At 68.4% G+C, this 24,428-nt stretch carries 26 protein-coding genes, 1 tRNA gene and 2 pseudogenes; 18 read left to right on the top strand and 11 right to left on the bottom strand.

The features are described from left to right. Positions 1–9 precede the first annotated feature (9 nt). Genes ACLLJJ_RS19055 through ACLLJJ_RS19045 form a run of 3 tightly spaced genes read right to left on the bottom strand, consistent with a single transcriptional unit; the run spans position 10 to position 2,020 of the window. On the bottom strand, positions 10–1,422 hold the full coding sequence (locus tag ACLLJJ_RS19055) for an FtsK/SpoIIIE domain-containing protein (RefSeq protein WP_434592923.1): 1,413 nt from the start codon (positions 1,420–1,422) through the stop codon (positions 10–12). Further along, positions 1,419–1,607, bottom strand: coding sequence for a hypothetical protein (locus tag ACLLJJ_RS19050; protein WP_434592921.1), 189 nt, complete (start codon positions 1,605–1,607; stop codon positions 1,419–1,421). The genes ACLLJJ_RS19055 and ACLLJJ_RS19050 overlap by 4 nt, the downstream gene beginning before the upstream one ends. A 44-nt stretch (positions 1,608–1,651) precedes the next feature. Beyond that, entirely contained in the window at positions 1,652–2,020 is a 369-nt protein-coding gene (locus tag ACLLJJ_RS19045; RefSeq protein WP_434592919.1) for a hypothetical protein, read from the bottom strand. A gap of 168 nt (positions 2,021–2,188) precedes the next feature. Here ACLLJJ_RS19045 and ACLLJJ_RS19040 point away from each other — a divergent pair, with 168 nt between their 5' ends. From ACLLJJ_RS19040 to ACLLJJ_RS19030, 3 genes are all read left to right on the top strand, one after another. Beyond that, the gene (locus tag ACLLJJ_RS19040) at positions 2,189–2,620 is read left to right on the top strand and encodes a GntR family transcriptional regulator (protein WP_434592916.1); all 432 of its coding nucleotides are present in this window, start codon (positions 2,189–2,191) and stop codon (positions 2,618–2,620) included. A 1,986-nt stretch (positions 2,621–4,606) separates the two neighbouring features. Then, positions 4,607–5,935 carry a histidine--tRNA ligase gene (gene hisS, locus ACLLJJ_RS19035; RefSeq protein ID WP_434592913.1) on the top strand — a complete coding sequence of 443 codons (1,329 nt, stop codon included), beginning with the start codon at positions 4,607–4,609 and terminating at the stop codon, positions 5,933–5,935. 47 nt (positions 5,936–5,982) lie between these two features. Beyond that, on the top strand, positions 5,983–6,594 hold the full coding sequence (locus tag ACLLJJ_RS19030) for a hypothetical protein (RefSeq protein ID WP_434592910.1): 612 nt from the start codon (positions 5,983–5,985) through the stop codon (positions 6,592–6,594). A 284-nt stretch (positions 6,595–6,878) separates the two neighbouring features. Here the strand turns inward: ACLLJJ_RS19030 and ACLLJJ_RS19025 are convergent, their stop codons facing one another. Then, positions 6,879–7,145: a hypothetical protein gene (locus ACLLJJ_RS19025; protein ID WP_434592908.1), complete on the bottom strand. Its 267-nt coding sequence runs from the start codon at positions 7,143–7,145 to the stop codon at positions 6,879–6,881. Between the two features lie 512 nt (positions 7,146–7,657). Between ACLLJJ_RS19025 and ACLLJJ_RS19020 the strand changes: the two genes are divergently transcribed. Both ACLLJJ_RS19020 and ACLLJJ_RS19015 read left to right on the top strand, forming a co-directional pair. After that, positions 7,658–8,506, top strand: a complete 849-nt coding sequence (locus tag ACLLJJ_RS19020) for a helix-turn-helix domain-containing protein (RefSeq protein ID WP_434592906.1) — start codon at positions 7,658–7,660, stop codon at positions 8,504–8,506. After that, positions 8,503–8,706 (top strand): DUF397 domain-containing protein, encoded by a 204-nt coding sequence (locus ACLLJJ_RS19015; protein ID WP_434592903.1) that lies wholly within the window; start codon positions 8,503–8,505, stop codon positions 8,704–8,706. The genes ACLLJJ_RS19020 and ACLLJJ_RS19015 overlap by 4 nt, the downstream gene beginning before the upstream one ends. An 83-nt stretch (positions 8,707–8,789) precedes the next feature. Here the strand turns inward: ACLLJJ_RS19015 and ACLLJJ_RS19010 are convergent, their stop codons facing one another. Together ACLLJJ_RS19010 and dcd are read right to left on the bottom strand one after the other, a co-directional pair. Then, positions 8,790–9,305 (bottom strand): phosphoribosyltransferase, encoded by a 516-nt coding sequence (locus ACLLJJ_RS19010; RefSeq protein WP_434592901.1) that lies wholly within the window; start codon positions 9,303–9,305, stop codon positions 8,790–8,792. 8 nt (positions 9,306–9,313) lie between these two features. After that, positions 9,314–9,889 carry a dCTP deaminase gene (gene dcd / locus ACLLJJ_RS19005; RefSeq protein WP_434592898.1) on the bottom strand — a complete coding sequence of 192 codons (576 nt, stop codon included), beginning with the start codon at positions 9,887–9,889 and terminating at the stop codon, positions 9,314–9,316. A gap of 455 nt (positions 9,890–10,344) precedes the next feature. Between dcd and ACLLJJ_RS19000 the strand changes: the two genes are divergently transcribed. Next, a tRNA-Gly gene (locus ACLLJJ_RS19000) sits at positions 10,345–10,418 on the top strand. A 177-nt stretch (positions 10,419–10,595) separates the two neighbouring features. On the opposite strand, the gene ACLLJJ_RS18995 is transcribed toward ACLLJJ_RS19000, so the two are convergent. After that, on the bottom strand, positions 10,596–12,227 hold the full coding sequence (locus ACLLJJ_RS18995; protein WP_434592896.1) for a flavin monoamine oxidase family protein: 1,632 nt from the start codon (positions 12,225–12,227) through the stop codon (positions 10,596–10,598). A 15-nt stretch (positions 12,228–12,242) separates the two neighbouring features. Further along, positions 12,243–13,811 carry an APC family permease gene (locus ACLLJJ_RS18990; protein WP_434592893.1) on the bottom strand — a complete coding sequence of 523 codons (1,569 nt, stop codon included), beginning with the start codon at positions 13,809–13,811 and terminating at the stop codon, positions 12,243–12,245. Positions 13,812–13,996: 185 nt separating this feature from the next. Between ACLLJJ_RS18990 and ACLLJJ_RS18985 the strand changes: the two genes are divergently transcribed. Together ACLLJJ_RS18985 and ACLLJJ_RS18980 are read left to right on the top strand one after the other, a co-directional pair. Next, positions 13,997–14,359 carry a hypothetical protein gene (locus ACLLJJ_RS18985; RefSeq protein ID WP_434592890.1) on the top strand — a complete coding sequence of 121 codons (363 nt, stop codon included), beginning with the start codon at positions 13,997–13,999 and terminating at the stop codon, positions 14,357–14,359. Continuing rightward, positions 14,356–14,650, top strand: a pseudogene (locus tag ACLLJJ_RS18980) (hypothetical protein); the annotation flags it as partial. The gene ACLLJJ_RS18985 and the pseudogene ACLLJJ_RS18980, both read left to right, overlap by 4 nt. A gap of 58 nt (positions 14,651–14,708) precedes the next feature. On the opposite strand, the gene ACLLJJ_RS18975 reads toward ACLLJJ_RS18980, so the two are convergent. Continuing rightward, positions 14,709–15,470: a polysaccharide deacetylase family protein gene (locus ACLLJJ_RS18975; RefSeq protein WP_434592888.1), complete on the bottom strand. Its 762-nt coding sequence runs from the start codon at positions 15,468–15,470 to the stop codon at positions 14,709–14,711. Positions 15,471–15,741: 271 nt separating this feature from the next. On the opposite strand from ACLLJJ_RS18975, the gene ACLLJJ_RS18970 reads away from it, so the two are divergent. The 3 genes and pseudogenes from ACLLJJ_RS18970 to ACLLJJ_RS18960 form a co-directional block, all read left to right on the top strand. Next, positions 15,742–16,209: a hypothetical protein gene (locus ACLLJJ_RS18970; protein ID WP_434592885.1), complete on the top strand. Its 468-nt coding sequence runs from the start codon at positions 15,742–15,744 to the stop codon at positions 16,207–16,209. A gap of 103 nt (positions 16,210–16,312) precedes the next feature. Continuing rightward, complete coding sequence (locus ACLLJJ_RS18965; protein WP_434592882.1) at positions 16,313–16,777, top strand: hypothetical protein; 465 nt, start codon at positions 16,313–16,315, stop codon at positions 16,775–16,777. A gap of 414 nt (positions 16,778–17,191) precedes the next feature. Then, positions 17,192–17,461: pseudogene (locus ACLLJJ_RS18960) on the top strand (GNAT family N-acetyltransferase); the annotation flags it as partial. A 73-nt stretch (positions 17,462–17,534) separates the two neighbouring features. Here ACLLJJ_RS18960 and ACLLJJ_RS18955 read toward each other — a convergent pair. After that, positions 17,535–17,924, bottom strand: coding sequence for a VOC family protein (locus ACLLJJ_RS18955; RefSeq protein ID WP_434592880.1), 390 nt, complete (start codon positions 17,922–17,924; stop codon positions 17,535–17,537). A 195-nt stretch (positions 17,925–18,119) separates the two neighbouring features. Between ACLLJJ_RS18955 and ACLLJJ_RS18950 the strand changes: the two genes are divergently transcribed. The 7 genes from ACLLJJ_RS18950 to ACLLJJ_RS18920 all read left to right on the top strand — a co-directional run bounded on the left by ACLLJJ_RS18950 (position 18,120) and on the right by ACLLJJ_RS18920 (position 23,205). Then, positions 18,120–18,653, top strand: a complete 534-nt coding sequence (locus ACLLJJ_RS18950) for a hypothetical protein (RefSeq protein WP_434592878.1) — start codon at positions 18,120–18,122, stop codon at positions 18,651–18,653. Between the two features lie 249 nt (positions 18,654–18,902). After that, the gene (locus ACLLJJ_RS18945) at positions 18,903–19,880 is read left to right on the top strand and encodes a TauD/TfdA dioxygenase family protein (RefSeq protein WP_434592876.1); all 978 of its coding nucleotides are present in this window, start codon (positions 18,903–18,905) and stop codon (positions 19,878–19,880) included. Between the two features lie 244 nt (positions 19,881–20,124). Next, the gene (locus ACLLJJ_RS18940) at positions 20,125–20,508 is read left to right on the top strand and encodes a hypothetical protein (protein ID WP_434592874.1); all 384 of its coding nucleotides are present in this window, start codon (positions 20,125–20,127) and stop codon (positions 20,506–20,508) included. 134 nt (positions 20,509–20,642) lie between these two features. Continuing rightward, complete coding sequence (locus ACLLJJ_RS18935) at positions 20,643–20,813, top strand: hypothetical protein (protein ID WP_434592872.1); 171 nt, start codon at positions 20,643–20,645, stop codon at positions 20,811–20,813. A 103-nt stretch (positions 20,814–20,916) separates the two neighbouring features. Beyond that, positions 20,917–21,372 carry a tellurite resistance TerB family protein gene (locus ACLLJJ_RS18930; RefSeq protein WP_283517148.1) on the top strand — a complete coding sequence of 152 codons (456 nt, stop codon included), beginning with the start codon at positions 20,917–20,919 and terminating at the stop codon, positions 21,370–21,372. Between the two features lie 126 nt (positions 21,373–21,498). Further along, complete coding sequence (locus tag ACLLJJ_RS18925; RefSeq protein WP_434600693.1) at positions 21,499–21,834, top strand: hypothetical protein; 336 nt, start codon at positions 21,499–21,501, stop codon at positions 21,832–21,834. A 162-nt stretch (positions 21,835–21,996) separates the two neighbouring features. Further along, complete coding sequence (locus ACLLJJ_RS18920) at positions 21,997–23,205, top strand: hypothetical protein (protein ID WP_434592869.1); 1,209 nt, start codon at positions 21,997–21,999, stop codon at positions 23,203–23,205. Positions 23,206–23,226: 21 nt separating this feature from the next. Here ACLLJJ_RS18920 and ACLLJJ_RS18915 read toward each other — a convergent pair whose 3' ends face one another. Further along, complete coding sequence (locus ACLLJJ_RS18915) at positions 23,227–24,342, bottom strand: DNA alkylation repair protein (protein ID WP_434592866.1); 1,116 nt, start codon at positions 24,340–24,342, stop codon at positions 23,227–23,229. Positions 24,343–24,428 lie beyond the last annotated feature (86 nt).

The raw sequence follows: 24,428 nt of genomic DNA, 5'->3' as shown, positions 1-24,428 counted from the left end.
GTGTTGGGGTCAGGCCGCGTTGGGTTCGTCTCCGAAGAGGACGGACACGTCGTCGGCCTTGGACAGACTGAGGCCCGTGTGGGCGATAAGGAGATCCATGGGGTTGCGGGTGAGATGGGCGGTGTCCTCCGCAATGCGGGCAGCGTCCGCGTCCGCGACGTAGGGGGTCCTGATGCGGGTGAAGCCGGGGCGTGACTGGTGACTCATCGAGGCGACGCCGACATAGGCGGGGTTCTGGAGGTTGATCGGGTTGGCGTCGTCCCAGTTGCGGATGTCCTCCCCCAGCGCGGCCACAGCGGCCTCAGCGGTCTTCTGCGCGAAGGACAAGCCGATGGGGCACACGTCGCGGATGAAGGTGGGGATGGCGTCACCGGTGGACTTCTGGGTGGCCAGGATGACGAGGATGCCCACCGACCGGCCCTTCTTTACCAGGTCTTCCACGAGCCGGGCGTTCTCCGCCGCCAGCGCCGCGAGCTTCTTGGTCTTGGGGTCGTTGCCCTTGTAGTCGCGGAAGTAGGTGTGGACTTCGTCCATGACCGCCACCACCAGCGGCCACTTCTCGGACGGGCCGACCTCCCACATGCTCTTGACGCCCAGCACGCTGCGGATCGAGGACGAGCGGGCCCGGCGCAGCTCCACCAAGCGGTTCAACTCCCCGTTGGCTTCTTCGAGGTCGTCCCCGACGAAGGCGAACATGCGCTTGACCAGGTCCGCGTAGTCCCCCTCGTGCGCCTTGGACACCTTGCCGTCGAAGCCGACGAACTGCACGGCGGGCGAAGGCGCCCAGTCGCAGATCAGGCGGTTGATGAGGGAGGTTTTGCCGTAACCCGGAAGGCCGGCCACGGTCACGCCCGGTACCTGGGAGAGGTCCACCGCCACGGGCTGGGCGTACTCGTCCACCCCGAGATCCCATACGGCAGCCTTCTTCGGCACCGCGCCAGTGGGAACGTGTTCGGTCCGGGTGGTGAGCGGGTCCACGCGCACGCCCCGGATGATGACCTGTCCGGGGCCGTCCGGGAGCACCGAAACCCGCTCACAGCGCCACGCGTCCGCCAGGTAGGGGGCGGCCTTCTGGAACTCCTCCAGGCTCACCTTGGGCAGGCAGTTGGCCCGCGCCACGATCCCGAACCGGTCCGGCTGCACCTTCAGGGCCGGGATCAGTACCCGTGGTTTCGGCGTCTTGCCCTCAGCGGTGGAGAACGCCGCCAGCGCGGTCGGGGTCTTGTCGGTGACCGACAGACCGGCCATCGGGGCGAGGCGCTTCCAGGTCCGGCGCACTCGCACAGCTTGGCGGATACTGGCCCGCATCATCGGGTCCGCCATCGCGTAGCGGACGATCCAGACCACCGCCCAGACGGCGATGAGGGTCAGGGCCGCTACCACCACCAGGGGGGCGTAGCCGTTCAATTCCTGCACGGTCATTCGTTTTCCTTGGGTTCGTAGAGGAAGGCCGCCAGGGCCATTTCGAGGTCAGACCAGTCCCAGATGTTGGTCACCGGCGGGTAGCCGTGGCCGACGAGTACGGCGGCCACGGCGTTCACCGCGCATTCGGTGAACCGGGAGTCCGGGCCCACACGGGGCACCGGGTAGGCCCGACAGGTCGTCATGCAGTACTGCGGATCGAGACAGACATGCGACCCGCCGGGGCCGTTCACGCGGAAGGCTTCTTGGCAGCCTCGGCCGCAGCCGGGATCAGGAGTTCCAGGGACGCCGCCCGGTAGGCGATGCCGTCCGACAGGGAGCCGTTAAAGATCCGGGCCCACGGGGTGGCGAACAGCTCGACGGGCCGCACCGGCAGACCCGGCTTGAGACCGTCCGGCAGGCCGTCCGCCGCAACGGTGATCTTCATGGCCTCCGCCCGGTCCTCCTCCATCAGGAACACCGTCACCGTGAAGAGCCGCTGGTTCGTCTCACGGTCGAGAGCGAACTGCGTCTTCTCCTGATCGGCGTACTTCGGGATCGGCAGCGTGCCGACCATGAACGACGTGGACTCCAGCAGGCCAACGCGAATACGCGCCATGGGTGTTACTTCCTTACTTCGTCCGGACCGCTTGTTCGGCCCGGATCACAACCGTGCCACATCAGTGCGTGTTGCGCAACAGTTGAGTCATGGAGTGATGCACTACAGGGGGCGACCAGGTGGCGCGAGTGTGTCGCCACGTAGCGGGTGCGCCCGTATCCTGCGGGCATGACACTGGACTTTGAGGCCGACGACCGGCCCCCATACCTCCAGGCCGCCGAACTCCTCCGGGAAGAGATCACGTCCGGCCGCCTCAAGCCCGGCGACAAGCTGCCTTCGTCGCGGACCCTGCAAGAGCGCTACGGCATCGCCAGCTCCACCGTGCAGAACGCCCTACGGCTGCTGAAAAGCGAAGGGCACATCTACTCGGTGCAGGGCCGGGGCAGCTTCGTGAAGACAGCCGCCCCGGACGACGAAGAGGCCGGCACGGCGGGGGCCGATGAGTTCGACCCCGCACCGGGCCCCCTGCGCAGCGAGGAGTACAACGTGCTGATGGCCGGGATAAAGGCACTCACCGAGCAGGTTGCCGCGCTGAAGGAACTCGTTCTGAGTGAGCGGCAAGCGCACCTGCCCGACGACTCGACCGAGCACCAGAAGTAACACCGCCCGCTCTCGTCGCAGCGAACAGCTCATACAGCCCGGCCACTTCGGCACACAGCGCCGTCAGCGCATCCTCTACCGCCGCGGCTTCCTGCCTGTTCATGACTTCCCCGTTCATGTCGTGCCGCACTTCGTCTTCATCCATCAAGCACGCCGGGTATTGCCCAGCGCTTGCCCACGTCGCTCCGAGGGCTTGCCCATCTCATCCGGCAGACCGGACACCCCCGCCGGGCAAGCCCCGCAGGCCCCGCCGGGCAAGCCGCACCCCAGCCGCGCAAGCCACCCCGCGCCACCCGGCACGTACGGCCTTTCCGCAGCCTCACGGACCACCCGAGCCCGGACAACGGCCCATCCCGCCTGACGGGACGAGGCTTCCGACCCTCCCGCCCAGCGGTGAAACCAACCGCCCACGCATCCCGCCACACGAACCGCTCCACTCCCTCACCTCCCGGTCTTTCCATGGTCTGGAGAAACGCCGGTTTGGCTAACCGGCGATCGTGCGCTAGGGCCTCCACCAGCACCCGAACGGCAGGCCGAGTTTTCCGCCCACCCAGGAAAGGGGGGCGAGAAAGGCCCGGATGTGACACCGCACCCCCCGCAACCTTTGTGACGCCCATCACACCCCCTCCGATTTTCGCCTCTCACCAGGACCAAGCTCATTTCGGAGGCCGATTCAGACATCGGCCCGATTCTTTTTTCTGACGGCACGTCACATACGCCCCGCCACCCCCGGCACTGAACACAGCAGGGGATTCATCTGCTACAGGTGTCGGAATTCGCCAGGGTGTGACACTTGTGCTGTAGATCACATTCGGGGCCTTTCTGTGTCAGCGCCGGAGTCATCAGGTCACCCGAGGCGGACACCTCCCCCTGTGGACAACTTCCGAGCCACGGCGAAGCCCGATCCGCAGGCACCCAAGAGGCGGTCGCGCAGCCCAACTCCCCTGTCCCATCTCGGGCCGGAGCCGATTCGAGCGCACACCTGCCGCGCCGGGGAAAACTCCGCCTGACCCATGAGGACGATCTTGCAATGGCGGACCTGTGGATAATTTCCGACGATCCGCGAGACAGAACGGCGTAATCCTGCATAGATCAGCCCATACGGGAATTGGGCGGCAGGCGCGAGGAGGCAGCGCCGGAATGCTCCGCAGCACCGGGCCAGGACGGAGCGGCAGCAGAGCTGTTCAGAGTTTCTTTACTGGATCAAGGCGGCCCGCTACGCGGGCCGCGCGCGCTGGCGGCCCAAGGCCGCCGACGCTCCATGTCTCCGCCACCGCTCCGGCGGCCCCGTCCACTCAGCGCGCAAGGCCAGAGGAGCGATCCGACAGAGCCCAGGAAGCAAAGCCGACCATCCCGCAGCAGGCACCACCAGGCCCCAGCCCACGACAGCGACCTACGCAGGCTCCACGACCAGGCGCACAGTTCAGGTGGCCAGCACCAAGCAGAATCCGCGGTGGCCTCAGGCAGCCGAAAGCCCCGAACACCACGCGGCCGGGCAGGCAAAGCGCAGTATTCGGGGCCGTCAGTTGTCCACCCGACCTCCGAGGGAAAGCGCGCCGGGCAGGCGTTGTGCACGCACCAGCATTAACGACGGACCGAGCGATCCGACACGCAGCGCCAACAAAGGAGTTGACCGGCCGAGAGCCCTCGGGCCCCGTGACGTCGCTCTCTCCATCTGCCCAAGCCAAAAGCAAGCAGGGTGGCACAGGTCCGCCGTGGCGCGGGTGGGCCACGTGACGGGCAATCTTCACAGCGCGGGAGCGTCGTGGCTGACGGGTGGGGGTGCCCGTCAGGGCAGGGACGAAGCCTGCCCAGGTTGCCGGGAAGCGTATGGCCCCCTGTCCACGCCCGACCCCAGCCCGAACAGGACACCGGCCAAAGCCCGCTCCAGCCGGCCGCGCGGTCGAGTGCGGCATCGAGGATGCGGACGAGACACCACTCGAAGGGTTTTGCCCTCGACCACTGGCGTCCGGGAATATGGCCCGCATGGCCTCCTTGAAGCAGTTCGACCCCGCATCCGGGACCCGCGACTTCCTCGCCGCCGAGTACGAAAGGCGCGAGCGCGCTTTCGCGACCATCCGCACCGTGTTCGCCCTCTACGGCTTCCAGCCGCTCCAGACCCCAGCATTCGAGCGGCTGGACGTGCTCACCGGCAAGTACGGAGACGAGGGCGACAAGCTGATCTTCAAGATTCTCCGGCGTGGCGAGCACGAAGCCACAGGAGAGGCTGATCTCGCCTTGCGCTACGACCTCACCGTTCCCTTGGCCCGCGCGGCAGCGGCCTACGGCAGTCAGCTCCCCTCGCCGTACAAGCGCTACGCCATCGCCCCGGTATGGCGAGCGGACCGGCCGGGCAAGGGGCGGTTCCGCGAATTCGTCCAGTGCGACCTGGACATCGTGGGCTCATCCTCACCTCTGTCCGACGCCGAGGTGGTCCTGGCGCTGCACGACGCGCTCGACGCACTCGGCGTGCCGGAGTTCCGCTTTCTGGTGAACTCCCGGCACGCCCTGTTCGGCCTGCTAGAGGCGTACGAGGTTCCGGACGAGCTCGGTTCCGGTGCCCTGATCACGCTCGACAAGCTCGACAAGCTCTCTCCGGAAGCCGTTGTAGGAGAGCTGGTAGCCAGTCGCCGCCTGTCACAGGAGATGGCTCAGGGCTTGGTCGACGATCTCACCGCACCCGATGCCGTCGAGCGTGTCCGGGCCCGGCTGAAGTCCAGCGAAACCGGTCAGGCTGGCTTGGCCGAGGTGGACCAACTACTGGAACTGACCAAGGACACGATCCCGTCCGAGCGGATCGGTTTCACGCCAAACCTCGTGCGCGGACTCGACTACTACACCGGCATCATCTTCGAGGTAGTCGCCCCCGGCGTGCCCGGGTCGATCGCATCCGGAGGTCGGTACGACAGCCTTATCGGGCGTCTGGGAGGCAAGGACTCCCCTGCCTGCGGCGGATCGCTGGGCATCGAACGCATCCTGCCCTTGCTCTCACAGGCGGAGGAAGCCCCGTACGCGCAGATCGACGTGGCCGTCACGGTCATGGGTGAGGAGCAGGCCGCCGACAGCTTCGGATTGGCGGCCCAAATCCGCCGTGCCGGAGTTCGCACAGGTGTCTATCTCGGGTCAAGTGGGAAGTTCGCCAAACAGATGAAGTGGGCCAGCGACCAGGGGGCCCGTTTTTGCGTGATCTACGGCGCAACGGAACGCGAAGCCGGTACGGTCACGCTGCGGGACATGGACAGCGGCGAACAGGTCCAGGTCCCGTTCGATGAGGCCGCCGAAGACCTCTTCCGGCGGTGCGCACCATCCAGTTGACGCGCAGCGGACCCGTTCCGCTGCCGACTAGTTCCGAGGAGGAACGGATGGGAACGCAAGGCGATCGCATTTTCCAGATCACGGCCGAACAGGGGTTTCCGGACCCCTGGCTCAGCTTCGGGGACTCACTCTGTGACGAGGCAGCCCTCAGCACGGAACTGACCCGCGCCATCAGCAAGGCACGCAAGGAACCCACCGACGAGACGCACGCCGAGGTCTCTCACGTGTTCGACGCGAAGAAGGCGAACCTTCGTCGCTGCGCGGGCATCCTCGACCAGGTACTCAGCGACTATGACGCATCCGGCATGTGGGACGTCCTGAACGAGCGAGCCACCAGGCTGGACGTTCAGGACGTGCTGGAGACGTGGGGCCGAACTCAAGCTCTCCACCCGTTCCCCGTCGTGCTCCGCAGCCTCGAATTCAACTGGGGCTACATGAAGGAGCACGGCGTCCGGGCGTTCTACGAGATGACGCACGGCTACGTGTCGCGGCTCCAGGACAACACCGCACGGTGGCATGAAGCCTGGCAGGGCGAGGCCGAAACCGGGGTCGTGGACCGCATCACGTCCATCGAATGCGACCTGGCCAGCATCGAAGCACCGATGCACTGCGACGTGTGCAAGAAGACGATCACAGCGCTGCTCTACCTCGACGAGTAAGCCGCGGTGAATCAGTGGGCATGGAGGAGGCCCCCGCTCCGGCACTCGACCTGTCCAGGGTTCGCCAGCCGGAACGGGGGCCTCTGTGCCCGCTCTGGCCACGCGGCGGGGGAACCGGGTGAGCCCCACCCCGCCGGGTAACGGGGTCTTCCTGGGGGCTCCCGCGACCAGAGCGGGGGCTTATGGGTGCGCGAGCGTCGCGCCGATCACGAAGCCGCACGAGCCGCTGATAGCGATGATCAGCAGAGGGCCGGCGAACCGGCACACGTAGGCCGCTAAACGCCTCACGATTCAACCTCCTGATACGGGTTGCCCCGGCCGGGTTCCACCCGCCAGTAGGTCTCAGTCATCAGCTTGAATCCCCGGTGATGCGGGTTGCTGCCAGTGTGATCAAGCGCCCAAGTCTGCTGCGGAGAACCGTCGTTGTCGGCAGCAGCCGACATGTCGTGGCACGTCATGCACATGATTTGGAAGATCGCGACCGGCACGCCTTCCCGGTTGTCCGCACCGAGCCGCCATTCGGCATAGGCGTGCACCTCACGAACGCTCACAGCCGCCCCAGCCCCAGCCCCCATCGACTGTCCCGGTTGGCCTCAGCGACGCGGGGCACCAGGCGCTCACAGCTGGTCGGACGACGGAATGATGCCGTCTGCCACTCGTCACCATCGGGAGCCTTGAGAGTGAGCAGGGCTCCGTCCCACCCCGTCACGGTCCCCACACGTCCCGTCCGCGCGTCCGTGGTCAACTCCCCTTCCCTCGGGACGTACGGGGGGTCTGAGGGCTCTCCAGCGATCATGCGAGCCACCTCCTGAACGGCTCCGCGTAGGTCCGGGGTACCTGCTCCGGGGCCATCCGCCAGAAACCACCGGCCTCTACCAGAGCGGCCATGTCCGCTACGTCGTCAGCTGTTCCACCTACTCGGGCCACATAGTCCGCCATGATCGCCGCCGCCTTCCGCTCGTGCGCTCTCAGTAGTTACCTACTCACACCCTGACCCTGGCGGCGGTACTCTGAACAGGGCAGACGTTCATACAACTCGCCGTATGAAGAAGGGCGTTGCGCGGTGGCACACCCGAACGAAAGAGACCTGGACGGGACAGCCAATCCGAGGAAGTTCTTCGGGTCGGAGCTGCGTCGGCTACGCGAGGCCGCAGGGCTGAAACAGGGGCCACTGGGGAAGCTCGTCTTCGTATCGCCGCAGTACATCAGCCACCTTGAGACAGCGTTCCGAACGCCTAACGATCTCGAATTCGTACAGCGACTGGACGACGCCTTGAGCGCAGACGGACACCTGGTCAGGGTGTACCGCATGGCCGAGCGCACAGAGGAGGAGTCGCAGCTAGCCGACTACTTCGCAGCCGTCGCCGCTCTTGAACCGACCGCGCAGCGCATCGACTGGTACGGAGCCGCACTGATCCCCGGCTTGATCCAGACACAGGAATACGCGGAGGAAATCACGCGCGCATCCGGCCCCTTCCGTACGAACGAAGAGATAGCAGAGTTGGTGGCCGCTCGTATCAAGCGGGCCGATACCCTCCACAACCCCACCGGGCCGAAGCTCCTGGTCATCTTGGACGAGGCGGCGTTGCGCCGTCCCATCGGAGGGCCCAAGGTCATGCGCGGCCAGCTGTCGCACGTCAGCGACGTGATCCGGGCACGCCGCGCAGTCGTGCAGGTTCTGCCGTACAGCGCTGGCGCCCACCCTCTGCTGTCAGGGCAGCTCATCATCATGCGCTTCGCAGACACTCCCCCGCTCGCCTACATCGAGGGCCCACACGGAGGGCAAGTCATGGACAAGCAGGAGACGCTAGATGCCTGCATGTTGTCCTACGATCTGGCCAGGGCCTCCGCACTGTCGCCGGAAGCGTCCCTAACCCTGCTTGAATCGGTGACGGAGGAGTACACCAGATGAGCACCACCCCCGACCTTTCCCGCGCACGGTGGCGTAAGTCGACCTACAGCGACGGGAACGGCGGCGCTTGTGTCGAAGTGGCGGACGACTTCACCGGCATCGTCCCCGTGCGAGACAGCAAGGCCCCCGAAGGCCCCGCCCTGATCTTCCCCGCCGCATCATGGGCAGCCTTCGTCAACGATCTACGGGCCGACCGCTAGCCCCGATTACGCCCACGGCGCTGCCCCGCCCGATACACCGTGCGGGGCAGCATCGCGTGCGGAAATGCCAGGTCAGCCGAGTTTCAGAGAGCTTCGCGCGATGGCGTGACGGGTGTGCCAGACTTACGGCATGGAGGCAACACAGACCAGGGGAAGTTGATCCACTCGTCGGTGCGCTTCCACACGTACTCGCACTTCACCAGCGAGTGCGCCTTCTCGTAGACGACCGCGCTGCGGACCTCGGCGACATGGTCGAGACAGAAGTCGTGCACGAGCTTCAGCGTCTTGCCGGTGTCGGCGACGTCGTCGGCGATCAGCACCTTCTTGTTGCTGAAGTCGATCACGTTCGGCATGGGGGCCAGCATGACGGGCATCTCCAGCGTGGTCCCGACGCCGGTGTAGAACTCCACGTTCACGAGGTGGATGTTCTTCACGTCCAGCGCGTACGCGAGCCCACCGGCGACGAAAACCCCGCCGCGGGCGATGCTGAGCACGATGTCGGGCTCGTACCCGTCGTCGGCGATGGTCTGCGCGAGCTCGCGCACCGCGATCCCGAACCGGTCGTACGTAAGGTTCTCTCGTACGTCTGCGTCACTCATACCCGGTATCACACCTGTGTCCGATGAAAATTGAGGAAGGACCGCGAGGCCGTCGGCCCGCGCTGCCCCTGGTAACGCGACCCGTACCGCTCGGAGCCGTACGGGAACTCGGCGGCCGAACTCAGCTGGAACATGCAGAGCTGCCCGATCTTCATCCCGGGCCACAGCTTGATCGGCAGAGTCGCCACATTCGAGAGCTCCAGGGTGACGTGACCGGAGAACCCCGGGTCGATGAACCCCGCGGTCGAATGCGTCACGAGCCCCAGCCGCCCGAGCGAGCTCTTGCCCTCCAGGCGCGAGGCCAGGTCGTCGGGCAGCGTGATCATTTCGTACGTCGACGCGAGGACGAACTCACCCGGGTGCAGGATGAACGCCTCGTCGCCCTCGGGCTCGACCTGCCGGGTCAGGTCGGTCTGCTCCACGGCAGGGTCGATGTGGGGGTAGCGGTGGTTCTCGAACACCCGGAAGTAGCGGTCGAGGCGCACATCGATGCTGGAGGGCTGCACCATCGATGCGTCGTAAGGATCAATCCGTACGCGTCCGGCATCGATCTCGGCCCGGATGTCCTTGTCTGAGAGAAGCACGCACCGAGGATACGCGGGGCGCACGGGCCCGCCCCAATCGGACAGCCCCCGCGCGCCTCCCACACGCAGCGCTACCGCTGCTCGGACCCCACGGGCACGGCATGCCTCAGCCGCGCGCAGCGCGGACATCGGATGAGCCGTCCTGGGCCGATCCGCCCCGCGCCGAGCTGCTGCAGCGGAAACGATGTGGTGCTGAACACGTGCCCTTCGGCACAGCGGACGACGGTGGGCTCCATCAAGTCCTCAAGTCCCTTCCCAAAAAACGTGGCCAAGAAAGCCACATTAGGGGATGAACAGGACGCCACAACAAGCGGCACTCCGACCCGCACGCTACGCCCACACCCCACTCCCCCGCACACCCGGTGGACACCCGGAGCCGCCCTGCGGTGAATGCACCGGAAGGCCGGGATGGGGTAGAGTGTGCGATGGTGCAGCACCGGTCAACGGGCTGCCGCGCGGGTGTAGTTTAGTGGTAGAACATGAGCTTCCCAAGCTCAGAGTGCGGGTTCGATTCCCGTCACCCGCTCCATATGAAAGCCCCAGGTCAGAGGCCTGGGGCTTGTTTGTCGTCTAGACCTTTCTGGGTCGCCGTGCCATTTGCGTGCCATAACTGCCCTTACGGCACGTCAGATTGGACACCGGGCGGCACCTGGAGAGCCGAGCCGTGTGCCTTTCGCCTGCGTCTCCTGACCCGGTACGACCTGTGTCAGGTCAGGGCGGTGATGACCTCTCTTGCCGCCCGTTCGCCCTCGGTCGCGCCGCCTTCCATGAAGCCCTGGAAGTCATAGCTGCAGTGCTCGCCACCGATGTGGATACGGCCCTGTGCGGTTCCCTCGTACTTGGCGTACTTGTGAAGGTAGCCGGTCGGCCAGTACGAGTACGCGCCGAGGGAGTACGGGTAGCGGTGCCAGGCCGAGAGTTGCGCGCGCCCGGTCCAGGCGGCTTTCGTGCCGGGGAAGAAGGCGTCGATACCCGTGAGCATCCGGCCCGCGAGTGCGCGTACGTAGGGGTCGGAATCGGTGGCGAAGGGGCTTGCCGGAGTGAGCGAGCCGGCCAGGCTGCCGCCGCCGTACTGGAGCAGGATGCCCGCGTTGCCCGGTTGGACCTTGGTGGTGTCCCAGGTCTGCTGGACGTCGGTGTCGGTGAAGCAGTCTCCCGCGGAGACCCCCGGCCAGGTGCCGGTGCCGCGCCAGGGGCGGCTGGTGAACTGCATGTTGAGCTTGGTGCAGTAGCCCATCCGGGCGTCGCGCAGCAGGTTCTTCATCAGCGGGTCGAAGCCGGCCCCGGTGAGGTCGATCCGCTGGAGGATCGGCAGTGGCAGGCACAGGATGGTGTGGTCGGCGACGACGGTCCGGGTGGCGCCCGCGTCGTTGAATGTCAGGGTCTGCGTGCCGTCGGCGGCGACGCGTACGGCGGTCAGCTCTCGGCCCATCACGATCGAGCCGGCGGGCAGGGCCTGGGCGATGGCGTTCGGGAGCTGATCGTTGCCGCCGGTGATGTGGTAGCGCTCGTTGGACAGGCCCCAGACGTTGAAGTTGCCGGGGTTGGGCTGGTAGCCCATCAGCAGAACCAGCGCGAGCGCGGATTGCTGATCGGTGTCGGCGCCGTACTCGACGTTGTACGCGACGTCGATGAAACGGCCGAGCTGCGAGCCGTGACCGCCGGGAATCCTGGTCTCGATCCACTGGTACAGGGTCATGTTGTCGAGGGCGGTCCCCGCAGGGGTGGCCGAGTTCCAGGAGACCTCGCCCGCCTCCTGAAGGTCACGGCGCAGAGCCTGGTAGACGGCCTTGAAGTCCTCGTCGGCCTGTACGCGGGGGTAGTAGGTGCCGTTGAACCAGAGGACTTCCTCGGCTCCGTTGGGTCCGCCACCGAGAAAGTCCTCGGTGGGCAGGCCGAAGCGACGGCACAGCTCCAGGATCTTCTTGTGGCTGGTGTCGATCAGCTCGCCGCCGATCTCGGAGGTCTGCCCGTACGCCCACAGTGAGCGCTGGCTCCACATCCGGCCGCCGACACGGCTCGGGTTGGCCTCGTAGAGCGTGCAGTTCACCCCGGCGTCCTTGAGGGTGAGGGCGGCGGTCAGCCCAGAGATTCCGGCGCCGACGATCGCCACGCGGGCGGCGGCGACAGGCTTCTTGTCGGGGGTGACTTCGACCGCGTAGGCAGTCGCGCCTGCCGACGAGGCGAGGGGGGCACCGAGGCCCAGGGCGGCGGCCCGGCCGAGGAGTTGGCGGCGCGTGGAGCCGCGGACCTCGGCGACGGGCAGGTCGAGCCGGCGGGCGGCGGCGTGTTCGGCGGCGAGCTGCCGGAGCGCGTGCATCAGTGGTGAACGGGCCATGGCGGTGGCTCCTTCTCAGATGGTGGCGACGGAGGGGGCGGGGGCGTCGGTGCGCTGGGCGGCGTCTTCCAGGACGACGCGGCCGATGATCTCGTAGCGCTCGGGGGCCTTGAACTTCAGCCACAGGCCGAGTCCCAGCCCGCCGAAGAACACCACCCCGACGATCCACGGGATCAGCGTGAAGAAGAACGAGTCGGCGGCGAGTCCGGCCGCGGTCTTCATGTTGACCAGCAGCAGGACGACCACGGCCGCCATGGCGATCCCGCCGATCAGCGGAGCCGTGAAGGTGCGGAACCAGTGCCGGTCCTCGGGGTGGTTCTTGCGGAAGTAGCCGATCACGGCGAACGAGCACAGGGTCTGGACGATGAGGATCGCCATCGTGCCGAGGATCGCGAGCAGCGTGTAGAGGTGGATGTACGGGTCCTGGCCCGTCAGCCAGAACAGTGCGACCAAGGCGGTGGCGATGGCCGTCTGGACCAGGGACGAGACGTACGGGGACCCGTGCTTGGCGTGGGTGCGGCCGAGTCCGGGGTGCAGAAATCCCTCGCGGCCGATGGCGTACAGGTAGCGGGCGGCGCACTGGTGGAAGGCCATGCCGCAGGCGAAGGAGCCGGTGAGCAGCAGCCATTGGAAGGCGTCGACGGCCCAGGCGCCGATGAAAGTCTGGGTGGGCGCGAAGAACAGGTCGAGGGGGCTGGCGGAGGCGGACAGTTCCACGGACTTGGTGAGGCCGTTGCCGGCGATGGTCATCCAGGAGACGTAGATGTAGAAGAGGCCGACGCCGACGACGGAGATCAGGGTCGCCTTGGGGATGACTCGTTTCGGGTCGCGGGACTCCTCGCCGTACATGGCGGTGGATTCGAAGCCGACCCAGGACCAGAAGGCGAAGAAGAGGCCGAGTCCGGCGGAGGTGCCGGTGAAGGCGTTCTTCGGGTTGAGGGGTTCGGTCGGGATGCCGTCCGGGCCGCCGCCCGCGATGAGCACGGCGGTTGCGACGGCGAAGAGGACGGCGATCTCGGCGACGAGCATCACGCCGAGGGCCTTGGCCGTGAGGTTGATGTCGAAGTGGGCGAGGGCGGCGGTGATCGCCAGCATGGCGGCCGCGTAGACGATCCATGGCAGGTCGATGCCGAGCTGATCGTGGACGGTGGTCTTGGTGAAGTAGGAGAAGACGCCGACGATCGATGCCTCGAAGACGATGTACGCGAGGACCGCGAGCATCCCGGAGGCCATGCCCGCGATCCGGCCGAGGCCGTGCGAGATGTACCCGTAGAAGGCGCCGGCGGCGGTGATCCGTTTGGCCATGGCCACGTAGCCGACGGCGAAGATGGTGAGCACGACGGTCGCGAAGAGGTAACCGGCCGGGGCGCCGATGCCGTTGCCGAAGCCGACGGCTATGGGGAGGTTGCCGGTCATCGCGGTGATGGGGGCAGCGGTGGCCACGGCCATGAACACGACGCCGGCCAGGCCGACGGAGTTGGCCTTGAGCCGCTGGACCTGGGGTGTGCCGGACGTGCCTGGCTGCGTGCTGGTCGTATCCGCGCTGACGGCCCTGCGGCCGCCCGCGCCGGTCTCCGTGCTCATGGCTCCTCGTTCCTGTCGTGAGGCGCCCACTCTCACAGCACGTGACGCACGCCACAATCGGCATATGGTCCGGTAATTGCCCTGCGCAGCAGACGAGTTGTCGGCCCGGCTGGGGACACTTCGGCCTCCGTAACCGCCCGGTGATTTACTCGGAACAGAACGGCCTGTATCTGCCCACAACAGGGATGGCCGGCCTGGAACGTGGTTCAGCGGGGGTTCCACCGCGACCACAGCCGGGTCCAGCCCCTTACGGTCGACAAGCCTGTTGCGCCCGCAACACCGCCCGGGCGCTGCCTGCGAGGCCTCGGAGAAGCGGGTCGGTCGAGCCGAGAAGCGGCTCGCAACGACGCGACCAGCCCCGGTTGCGGATGAGCTACTACCGCATCGTCCTGGCCGAGGGCCAGCACGACGATCTGGTCCAGTACCTCAATCACGGCCTTCTCATCAGCTTGTGGCCCACACTGCGCACGCTAATCAGCCGTGATGTCCGTGAAGTCTGGGAACGCTCCTTCGACGAGTTGGCTCACAGCGCCCAGGCCGCAGCGTGAACCTCACCGATCTGCACCGTCGCTTGCTTGCAGACGTGCTTGGCGTAGGCGGTGCATACCCTCTGGGCGCTCACCGGCGGCTACGCGGTCCAGGCGCACGGCCTGGTCGACCGGCTCAGCCAGAACCTCGACGTCGCGACCGAGAACCCCGATCGCATGGAGGACATTGCCGCTGTCGTGCGCATCGGCTTGGAGCAGCGCGGGTGGCAGGTCAGTGCAGTGGAATCAGACCCATTGTCCGCGCGCCCGATCGTCACCGATCCCACCAGCCGTGCAGAGTGTGAAGTCGACCGACGGCAGCGGTTCCGTCGGCGAGCTGATGCGCCAAGGACGGTCCTGACCGCCCCGCTCACCGCACCGGGAAGCCGAAGGAGTACCCCTGCTGCTTCAGCCAGGGCAGGATCTCGCGCAGAGCGGCCAGGGTCTGCGAGCGTTCCCCACCCGCGTCGTGGAAGAGGACCGTCGGCCCGTTGGCGATCTCGCTCTTGACGGTGGCCACCATGGCGGCCGCACCGGGGCGCTCGAAGTCTTTGGTGTCGACGTTCCAGCCCAGCGGTCGCATCCCCCGGGACGCGGCGAGCTGGCGGCTGTACGGAGTGAAAGCACCGCCCGGGGCCCGGTAATACTGCGGGCGGACGCCGCCGGACGCTTTGGTGATCATGCGTTCCGCATCCAGGATCTGCTTGGACTGGTAGGCCTCGGACTGGGTGTCCATGGCGGTGTCGTGCGAGACGGTGTGGTCGCACAGCCGGTGTCCGTCTGCCACGACCGCCTTGACCAGGTCCGGGTGTGCCTGGGCCTGCGTACCCACCATGCAGAACGTGGCCTTCACACCGCTGTCCTTCAGCAGTTGCAACACCTGCGGCGTCCAGACCGGGTCAGGTCCGTCGTCGATGGTGATGTTGACGCCCCGGGCGCCGCGGTCCGAGGCGTGCGCGATGTCCACCGCCACGGGCCGGACGTCCGGCACCGAGACACGCGCCTGCGGCTCCCGCCCTCCGGTGATGTCGGCCTGTGCGGTCCACACCGAGGTGGCAGCGGCCACCACTGTCACCCCGAGCGCCGCCGCGAAAAGGCGTCCGTGCCATCCCCTTCCCTTGTGCTTTGCCATGTCCGCCCGCCCCTTTGCCGTCTTCGCCGATGCCGTGCACCCATCAAGCCGATGCCGTGCACCCATCAAGTCGTACGAACACCCTTGCGCGCCAGCCCGGTTACCGTTCACGGACAGAACTGGAGGAGGTCGGCGACAAACGGAGGAGTTCCGCAACAGGCGCGGGGCGCAACCGCCTCGGCGAGGCACCGGCAAGGTCGACGGACGGGTCTTCTCTCCAGGCGGGCCGCTCAGGGGTTCCACAACGACGCCAGAAGAGGAGGGCACCGGTATGGCACCCACATGGGACTGGGAGAGCGGCGATGGGCTGCTGGGTGTCGACGACCCCGCCGACGTGGACGCGGCCTTCGAGCGGGGCGAGCGGCATCTCGGTACGGCGGTGATCGGGCTGGCGTTCCAGTGCTCGCTGGAGGAGGCGTCTCCCCGAATTGTCCGGGCGACGCGGTTGCCGGATCGCGCTCAGCGGGGGTACGCGTTCACGGCGGCGGGTACCGCGGCGCGGCTCAACGGTGAGTTGACGCCGGAGCTGTACGCCGCGCTGCGCGCCGAGGGGCCGGGAGGCTTCGCCGAGGACGCCATCAGGGACACCCTGACGTTCGTGCCGCTGTGGCGCCTGCCGCCCTGGTTCAAGTGGCAGATGGTGCGGACAACCGTGCTGGACAAGCTGGATTACTGGCGGACGCGGTCCGGGGACGCGATCGGGGATGCCTGGCGGGTGTTGCGCGGGCGCCGGCCCTGAGCGGGGCGCGGCGGCCCCGCGGGTGGGCAGGGGCGTCCCGGCGTACGCCTTTTTGGGCCGTCCCCCCGATACGCATCGGCACGGCGCGTGATCAGCTACTGCGATGGAAGCCATCATCGCCAGCGCGATAGCCGTCCTGGGCACGCTACTTGGCTCAGGGATCACCCTCGCGTTTCAGCAGCGCACCGTCGACAGGGGGCACGAGTTCCTACGCGGCGAGACACTGCGGCAGGAGCGGCTGGACGCCTACTCGACGTATGCCGGCGCCCTGGTGAACTATCGGCGTTGCCTGATTCATCTGTGGTTCTGTCTGCACGATCCGCCGCCCCAGGAGGATGCCGAGGGAGTGAAGATCCGGTCCTACGACCTTCGATCAGCCGCCCAGGAGGCCTTGTTCCGTGCGCAGATGCTCACCGAGGACGCGGCCCTGAGCCAGGCGGCGGAGGCCGTACTCGACAGCATCGCGCACCTGCACAAGGCGGACGGCCGGGCAGAGCTCGATGAACGTCGGACAGTCACCCGGGACGGCATCAGCGACCTGGTCGTCGCTGCCAAGCAGCACCTCTGAGTGCGAGCGGGAACGCAGCAGCGAGGGCCCGCACACCCGCTTCTCCGGCTGCTCGTGGGAAACCCCCTCCGCGTATGTCAGCGCCATGCCATACGCTGCCCTCCAGCAGCCGCGCCCCGCACGTGGACCGCACGTCAGCGGTCATGTCCGGGCGTTGCGCGGCGCTCTCAACACCCGGCCACCCACCGGGTTTCCTTGTGGGGGGAACACCATTGTGCGTACGCGCAGCATCTCGACCGCGACAGCGCTCGCGGTCCTTTTCAGTTCGGCGGCGCTGAGCGTCGCCGCGGCCGGGTCGGCTTCGGCCGCATCCGCCACCGTCGCCACACCCGGCGGCATCGTCGCGGACGGCGCCCTGAAGCGTGTCTTCGTCGGCGACCGCCCTGGGCGCCGGGCTTCTCCATGGCTTCGCCCGTGCCGCGTGCCTGCGCGTCGGCCTCGCGCATCGGCCCGCTCTACGCGGCCTCACCCGAGGTGGCCGCCGCCCTGGTGGGCGCGCTCGCGGCCACCGCACCCGGTGAGCCGGTGGCGATCGACGTGCCCGACAACAACACGGCGGCCGTGCGTCTGGTGGAACGGCTGGGACTGACACCGTCGTTCGAGACGGCGCGCATGTACACGGGGACCGCGCCGGAGATCGACCGGGTCGGCCTGTTCGGCGTGACAAGTCTTGAACTGGGCTGACCGCGTGGCGACTTCAGGGCATGAGCGCCTGGTGCGGGGGTCCGGGGCAGGGCGCCCCGGGCCCCCGGTTCAACTACGCGTCGCCGCTGCCGTACGGGCGCGTGATCGCTTCCATGCCGTGGCCTGCGGGGTCCATGAAGTAGACGCCCCGACCGCCGTCGTTGTGGTTGATCTCACCGGGCTGCTTGCGGTGCGGATCGGCGAAGTACTCCGTGCCGGATTCCTTGATCCGCCGGAAGATCCCGTCGAACTCCTCCTCGCTGACGAGGAAGGCGTAGTGCTGCGTGACGATGGACTCCGGCGGAATGCTGCCGAAGTCCAGGGTGACGCCGTTGCTCAGCTCGACGGGGACGAACGGGCCCGCTTGGGCGCCGGCTTCGAGTCCCAGAATGTGCGCCAGAAAATCGGCGGACACCCGGTTGTCCCGGGCGTGAACGATCGTGTGGTTCAACGCGATTGACACTGTGGAATGCCTCCGTAAGGCAAACTCACGGGCTACCTCCATGCCTCACCCGGACGGTGACCGACACGCGATGCCGTAGCCGCCGATCCTAGGGCGGACTTCCGCCGCTGTCACGCCGTTTCCTGACACCACACCAGGCGCCCGAGCACGCGGCTCCCGATCCCGGTACGGCACGGCGCGACGTACCGTTCGCCCATGTCCGAGTTCATACAACAACTGCCCGCGCTGATCGGCGTGATCGTCGGCTCCCTCGGCTCGTACCTGGCCATCTCGCACGGCGACCGGGCCCGCTTCCGCCGCGAGCAGGCGGCCCGCTGGGAGGAGCGGCGGCTGTCGGCCTACGCCGACTACGCCAGGACGCTGAAGAAGACCGTGACCCTGACGTACCGGGTCGCCGCGCACCTCGGCAACGACCCCCATCCGCACCCCTTGTCGCCCGAAGAGGCCGCGCCCCTGCTGGCCGAGGCCGCCATCGCGCGTGACCCGTCCGGGGAGTTGCTGTTGCTGCTCGGCACCCCGGACGTCGTGGACGGCGGGCGCGAGTGGGTCATGGTCGTCATCGGCATGGAGCGGTTCCTGCGGGACCGGACCCGCGACCCGGCGGCCTGGTCGGCGATGCTCGCCGAGCAGCGTGCCGCGCGGGAGCACTACTACGCGGCGGTCCGGCGCGACCTGGCGCTCCCGCCGGGGCACGCGGGGCAGGCGTTGATCCCGCGGCCGTCCGGGTGAGCAGCCCGGCGGGCGTAGATCCAGCCGAATCCCCCGCGATGAGCGCGCCGTCCCGGTGAGCACCCCGGCAGGCGTGGCCCGGCCCGGTCGTCCTCGACAACACGCCGTGTTCGGGCCGGGTCGCCGAGCCCGCCGTCCGGGCCCCCGGCACCCGGGTGTGCGTGAGGTCGACGAGCGGCTGTTCGGCGACCGGCGGGGCGACCTGCCCATGCTTTTCAAGGCCGACGGAGTCACCTTCACCCGTAATCGATGACGGGCCGTTCCGAGCGGCTGTTTCGAGAATATTCACGGGAGTCCGAAAAGGCGCTCCTGACGGGTGTGGAAAACGACGCTAGCTTTCTCCCGGCGCGCAAGGGAGAAAAGGACATGTCGTTGAATATTTCAGCATTGCGGAAGAAATTCGTGGCCGAAATATCCGGCAGTCCGCGCGATCTTCTGACCGAGCGCGGAGGCCATTACCTGCAGAAGGCCCTTGCCGCCCACGCGGTGCTGGTGATCCGCGGGCTGGAGCTCGATCCGGCCGAACACCTCGGGCTGACCCGGTTCCTTGGCCGACCCGAGACCGTCACCGACCTGCTCAACCAGCACCCGGACAGCGACGAGATCCTCGTCGTGGACAACTGCGGGGCAGCGCCGGTGGTGGGCAACCAGTACTGGCACTCGGACCGTTCGTTCCTGGCCCGCCCGACCCGGCACACCCTCCTGCGCGCCGCCGTGGTGCCGGACCGCGGCGGCGACACGCTGTTCGCCGACATGACCGGGGCCTACGCACAGGCCCCGCCGTCCTGGCGGGAAGCGCTGTGCACCGCCGCCGGAGTGCACACGTACGACCGGCTCGCCCTCCTGCGTTCCACGATCCACCGGCGGCCCGTCGAATCGGGGTACGCCGAGAAATACCCGGCCGTGCGCCATCCGCTGGTACGGGTCCATCCGGAAAGCGGGGATCCGGCCTTCTACCTCAATGAGTTGTGCGCCACGGGCATAGAAGCGCCCGACGGCGCCTTCATCGGAATTCCGTTGGAAAAGCTCAACGCGTATGCCACGGAAGAACGTTTCGTCTACCGCCACCGCTGGCAGGCCGGTGATCTGCTCATCTGGGACAACGCCCGGGTCATGCACCGGGCCGACGAGCTGCCCCCCGGGCTGGCCCGCGTCCTGCACCGCACCACCACGTCCGGTTGCCGCCCCCGGTTCGCCAGACACCTCGGCGCCACCGCGGGCACCTGAGCCGGGTCGGCCGACAACGCCTCCACCACGGGCCGACCGCGACACCCCTGGGACGCCCGGTCCTCGACCGCATCGAGCTGCTGGTACCGACCCGGTGAGCGGGTGTCGGCGGCCCGGTCACCGCCGCCGGACCGGTCACCGCCGTCGCGGGAGTCGCGGCACGTGCGACGTTCCGGGTAATCCGGTTGAGCGGACTTGCCCGTAGGACGGCTACGAACGGGCGCACCCGGGGGACGAATGGCTCATGCCTGCCACGCGCCCCGTCCCGCGCGCGGTGCGCCGGGGCGTGCTGATGGCGCTGCTGGTGCTCACCGCGGTCTTCGCCGTGGCGCTGTCCGCGGGCGGGACCGGCGCCGGAGCGGTGGAGCCCCGGACGCTGTCCGCCGCCGAAAGCATGGGCGGCGGCGCCGGCGAGAGCCAGCCGTCGGACACCGCCGACAGCGAGTCGCGGGCGCCGGGCGGCGGTGCCAGGAGCCGGAAGGTGCGGGCGCTGGTGCGCAACGCCGCGCATCCCTGCCCACGTACGCCCTCCGGGGGACTGTCCGCCCGCGCCGGATCCGGCCCGGCTCCCGCGCCGCCGCGCACCGTCCGCTGCGCGGTCCTCCGCTGCGTGGTCCTTCGCTGCTGAGCGGGCCCGGCACGCCCCCCGCGTGCCGAAGCCGTCTCCGCCGTGCACAGGCAGCCGCACGCCCCCTGCGTGCCGCGGCCTCACGGCCGGCACGGCGACGCCCCCCGGACCGCACACAGCGAAGGAAGTTCCGCATGCCCATCGACCCGTACGCCGCCCTGAACGCCATGGTGCGCGCCGAAGTGGCCCGCTCCCACGAGCCCGTCATGGACCAGCCCGCCGATCGACGCCCCCGCGACGACGGCGACGCCTCCCCGGAAGGGCCGTCGGCCACCGACGCATCCGCGACCCGAAACCGCGACTGATAGTTTCTACATAGCTGTAGAAGTAAGTGGCTGTCCGCGCCGGGCTACGTGCGGCGCGGACAGCCACCACACATACGCCTGTACACATACGGAGTTGAACTTCATGGCCCTGTGGGACCGCTTCAAGGAATCCGCCGCGACGATGCAGACCCAGCTCGAAGCGAAGAAGAACGACCTCAAGAGCGGCTCGTTCCGTGACGCGAGCATGGCCATGTGCGCCCTGGTCGCCGCCGCCGACGGCAGCATCGACGCGGCCGAGCGCCAGCGGGTCGCTCAACTCATCGCCACCAACGACGTGTTGAAGAACTTCCCGGCCGACGACCTGCAGCGCCGCTTCAACGCGTACCTGGACAAGCTCACCGCGGACTTCGCGTTCGGCAAGGTCAGCGTCCTCCAGGACGTCGCCAAGGCGAAGAAGAAGCCCGCCGAGGCCCGCGCGGTCATCCAGATCGGCATCATCATCGGCGGCGCCGACGGCGACTTCGACAAGACCGAGCAGGCCCTCGTACGGGAGGCCTGTTTCACGCTGGACCTGCCGCCGCACGAGTTCGACCTGTAGTCACGGCCGAGGGCGGTGGCGCCCGGGTCACCCGTCGCGCCGCCGCCCGATCCGCGGCCTTCCCGCCCCTCAGTCGGGCCCGGAGGCACGGAGTAGGGCAATGGGTACGCAAAGAAGCCGGTCGGTTTGCGAGTTTTCGGCCGCCGTGCCCAGAAATTCGCACGGCTGCTGCCGCTCGCGGCCAGCGAGGACTTCGTCGCCGTCGGCGCGGAGATCGGCGTCATCCTGCTGCTGCTCCTGCTCGGCCTGGAGTACAGCGCGTCCGAGCTGGTCACCAGCCCCGCCCTGCTCCTGGCGGTCGTCACCACCCTCACCAAGATCCTCACCGGCTGGTACGCGGCCCGCCCGCCGGTCACGAGGAGATCACTCCGACCCCCTCGACGAACGACCCCCAGCAGGGCGCCTGACCGACGCCGGGGACGGCGCCCGGGGCAGGATTCGAGGGTTCCTCAAGTCGGTTGAGTGTGCGTATGGTTGACGGCGCAGGCCTCCGGTTCGGTACGCACATATCGGGCACCGGGGGTCTGCATTCGTGTGCGGAGCGGATACGCGGCCGACCTCGCGGGTGTACGAAACCCGAGGTCGGGGGGCTGGGTCCGCACCCTCAGCCTTTAGGGTTCCGGCATGTCAGAACACTTGGCCCCCGACCGAACGGCCGGCCCCCCGCCGCCCTCGGCGACGTCCGGGCGGGACCGAGCACGCGACGCCCTGAGAGCCGCTGCCCCGGCCCTCCTCTGGTACGCGGCGGCCCGGCTGACCGGGATGCTGATCCTCGCCGTGGCCACGCGACTGACCGGCAAGGACGCGCTCCACCTGCTGAGCAGCCGGTGGGATTCGGTCTGGTACCAGCGGGTCGCGGCCGACTGGTACGGCTACCAGGTCCGGCTGCCCGACGGCAGTGTCCATGCCGATCTGGCGTTCTTCCCGCTGCTGCCCGCCCTGGAGCGCGGCCTGTCCGAGATCCTGCGCATCAGCGTCGCGAACACCGGGCTGACCGTCGCCTGGACCGCGTCCCTGGTGGCCGCCTGGGGCATCTACGCGGTCGGGGCCCGGCTGCGGGACCACCGCACCGGGGTGATCCTGGCCGTGCTGTGGGGGGTGTACCCGACCGCCTTCGTCCAGTCGATGGCGTACACCGAAACCCTATTCACCGCCGCCGCGGCCTGGCTGCTCTACTGTGCGGTCACCGACCGGTGGATCATCGCGGGAACCCTCGCCACGGTGGCCGGCCTCACCCGCCCCTCGGCGGCGGCACTGATCGCCGCGCTCGGCATCACGGCGGTGGTGACGCTGGTACGGGACCTCCGCGCGCCGGCCCCCCTCGGCCAGGTCCTGCGCCTGCGGTGGCGCATGATCGCGGGCACCCTGCTGGCCCCGGTGGGGTGGCTCGGGTACGTGATCTTCGTCGGCATCCGCAGGCAGGACCCCTTCGCGTACTTCACCGTCCAGGGCGACTGGGGCAACCACATCGACGGCGGGGCGGCGCTGGCGGGCTTCGTGTGGAAGAACCTCACCGGCTCTGTGCCCCTGGCCGGCCTCGGCCTGTGCGCGGCGCTGGCGCTGCTCGGCTGGGTGGTGTGGCTGTGCGTCCGCCAACGCCAGCCCCTGCCGGTGTTGGCCTACACGATCGCCCTGGTCCTGCTCTCCCTCATCGGCTCCGGCTACTTCGGCTCCCGCCCCCGCCTGATGATGCCCGCGTTCCCCCTGCTGCTCCCGGCGGCGGTGGCGCTGGCGCGTTGGCGTCCGGTACGGGCCCACTGGACGCTGGCCCTGCTCGCCGTGGCGTCGGGCGCGTACGGGACGCTCACCCTGCTGGGATCCGGCCCGCCGTAGTGGCCGTACCGCGTCCTGCGGCTACGCGGCGCGGGGTGCTCGGAGGTCGAAGGCGGCGCGGCCGTGGCGGGCGCCGTTGATCTGGAGCTCGATCGCGTGCTCGCCGGGGTAGTAGCGGCGGGTCGTGATCTCGCGGAACGAATGGTCCCGGGAGATGTCGAGGGTCTCGTCCACGCCCAGGACCTTGGTGGCGAGCTTGAAGGTCTTGGTGCTCTGCTGCCCGTTCGCGCGCAGATGGTGGACGACGTAGTCGATGGCCAACCGCACAGGCTGTGCGGCTGTGTTGGTGATCGACGCGGTGAAGTGAAGGGTGCCGCCGTAGGGGACGGTGTCCTCGGCGAGCGTGGGCCCGTCGATGTCGAGCGCCGGGTCCGCGACGAATCCCATGAGCGCGAGCGCGCCGGGGTGCCCCTGCTTGATCAGCGAGCGCAACGCGTGCCGGACGAGACGCGGGGTGGTCTCGTCCGGGGCGGCGAGCCAGGCCCCGGCGGTCTCGACGACCAGGTCGGAGTGGTTCCGGCTGAGGTCGTTGAGGTGGTTGGCCACGGAACGGCGTACGTATTCGCTGTCGTCGCGGTACAGGGCGTCGAGAATCGGCAGGGTGGCACGCGGCTCGGCCAGGAGCGTCGGCACCCGCGTGGCCCAGGGCAGGAACGGCCGCGTCCCCTCGCTGGCGAGGCGGCGGACGTCATGATCCTGATGCCGGGCCCACGGGGTGATCCGCTCCAGGGCCCGCCGGGAGTCGTGGCGCAGCAGGGGCCGCAGGGCGAACTCGGACGTGAGCCGCCCGGTGAGCTCCGCGAGCAGGTCGAGCGCGTCGTCGAAGGCCGCGTCGGTCCCCTCCGCGATGCCCTTGTGCGCGACGGCGCTCGTCACCGGCCAGATCAGCCACCCGGTGAACGACGGCACGCCGAGCGCGGCGGCCCTCATGGTCGCCGCGAAGTCGGCGTACGCCCCGGGCAGGTCCTCCAGCATCGCGTCCCGGAGCAGGTCGGACCGCTCCCGCAAGGGCAACGGCCCCAGGCTGCGCCCGGCGGACCGCAACGCGGGAAACTCGGCCCCGGGCGCGACGGCCCGCAGCGCGTGGAGCAGGGTGTCGGCGGTGGCGGGGCCGATGAGTTCGTCGGCGAAGGGCATGGGGGCTCCGGGATTCGTTTACGGCAACGGGCGCGGGTGGGACGGGGCGTACCGCCGAGCTTGCATCAGGTGACAGCGGGCGGCGA

It is taken from the genome of Streptomyces sp. A5-4 (genome assembly GCF_051131715.1).
Taxonomy (GTDB): Bacteria; Actinomycetota; Actinomycetes; order Streptomycetales; family Streptomycetaceae; genus Streptomyces.
The sequence above is the reverse complement of the archived record's forward strand: the minus strand, read 5'-3'. Positions and strand labels throughout refer to the sequence as shown.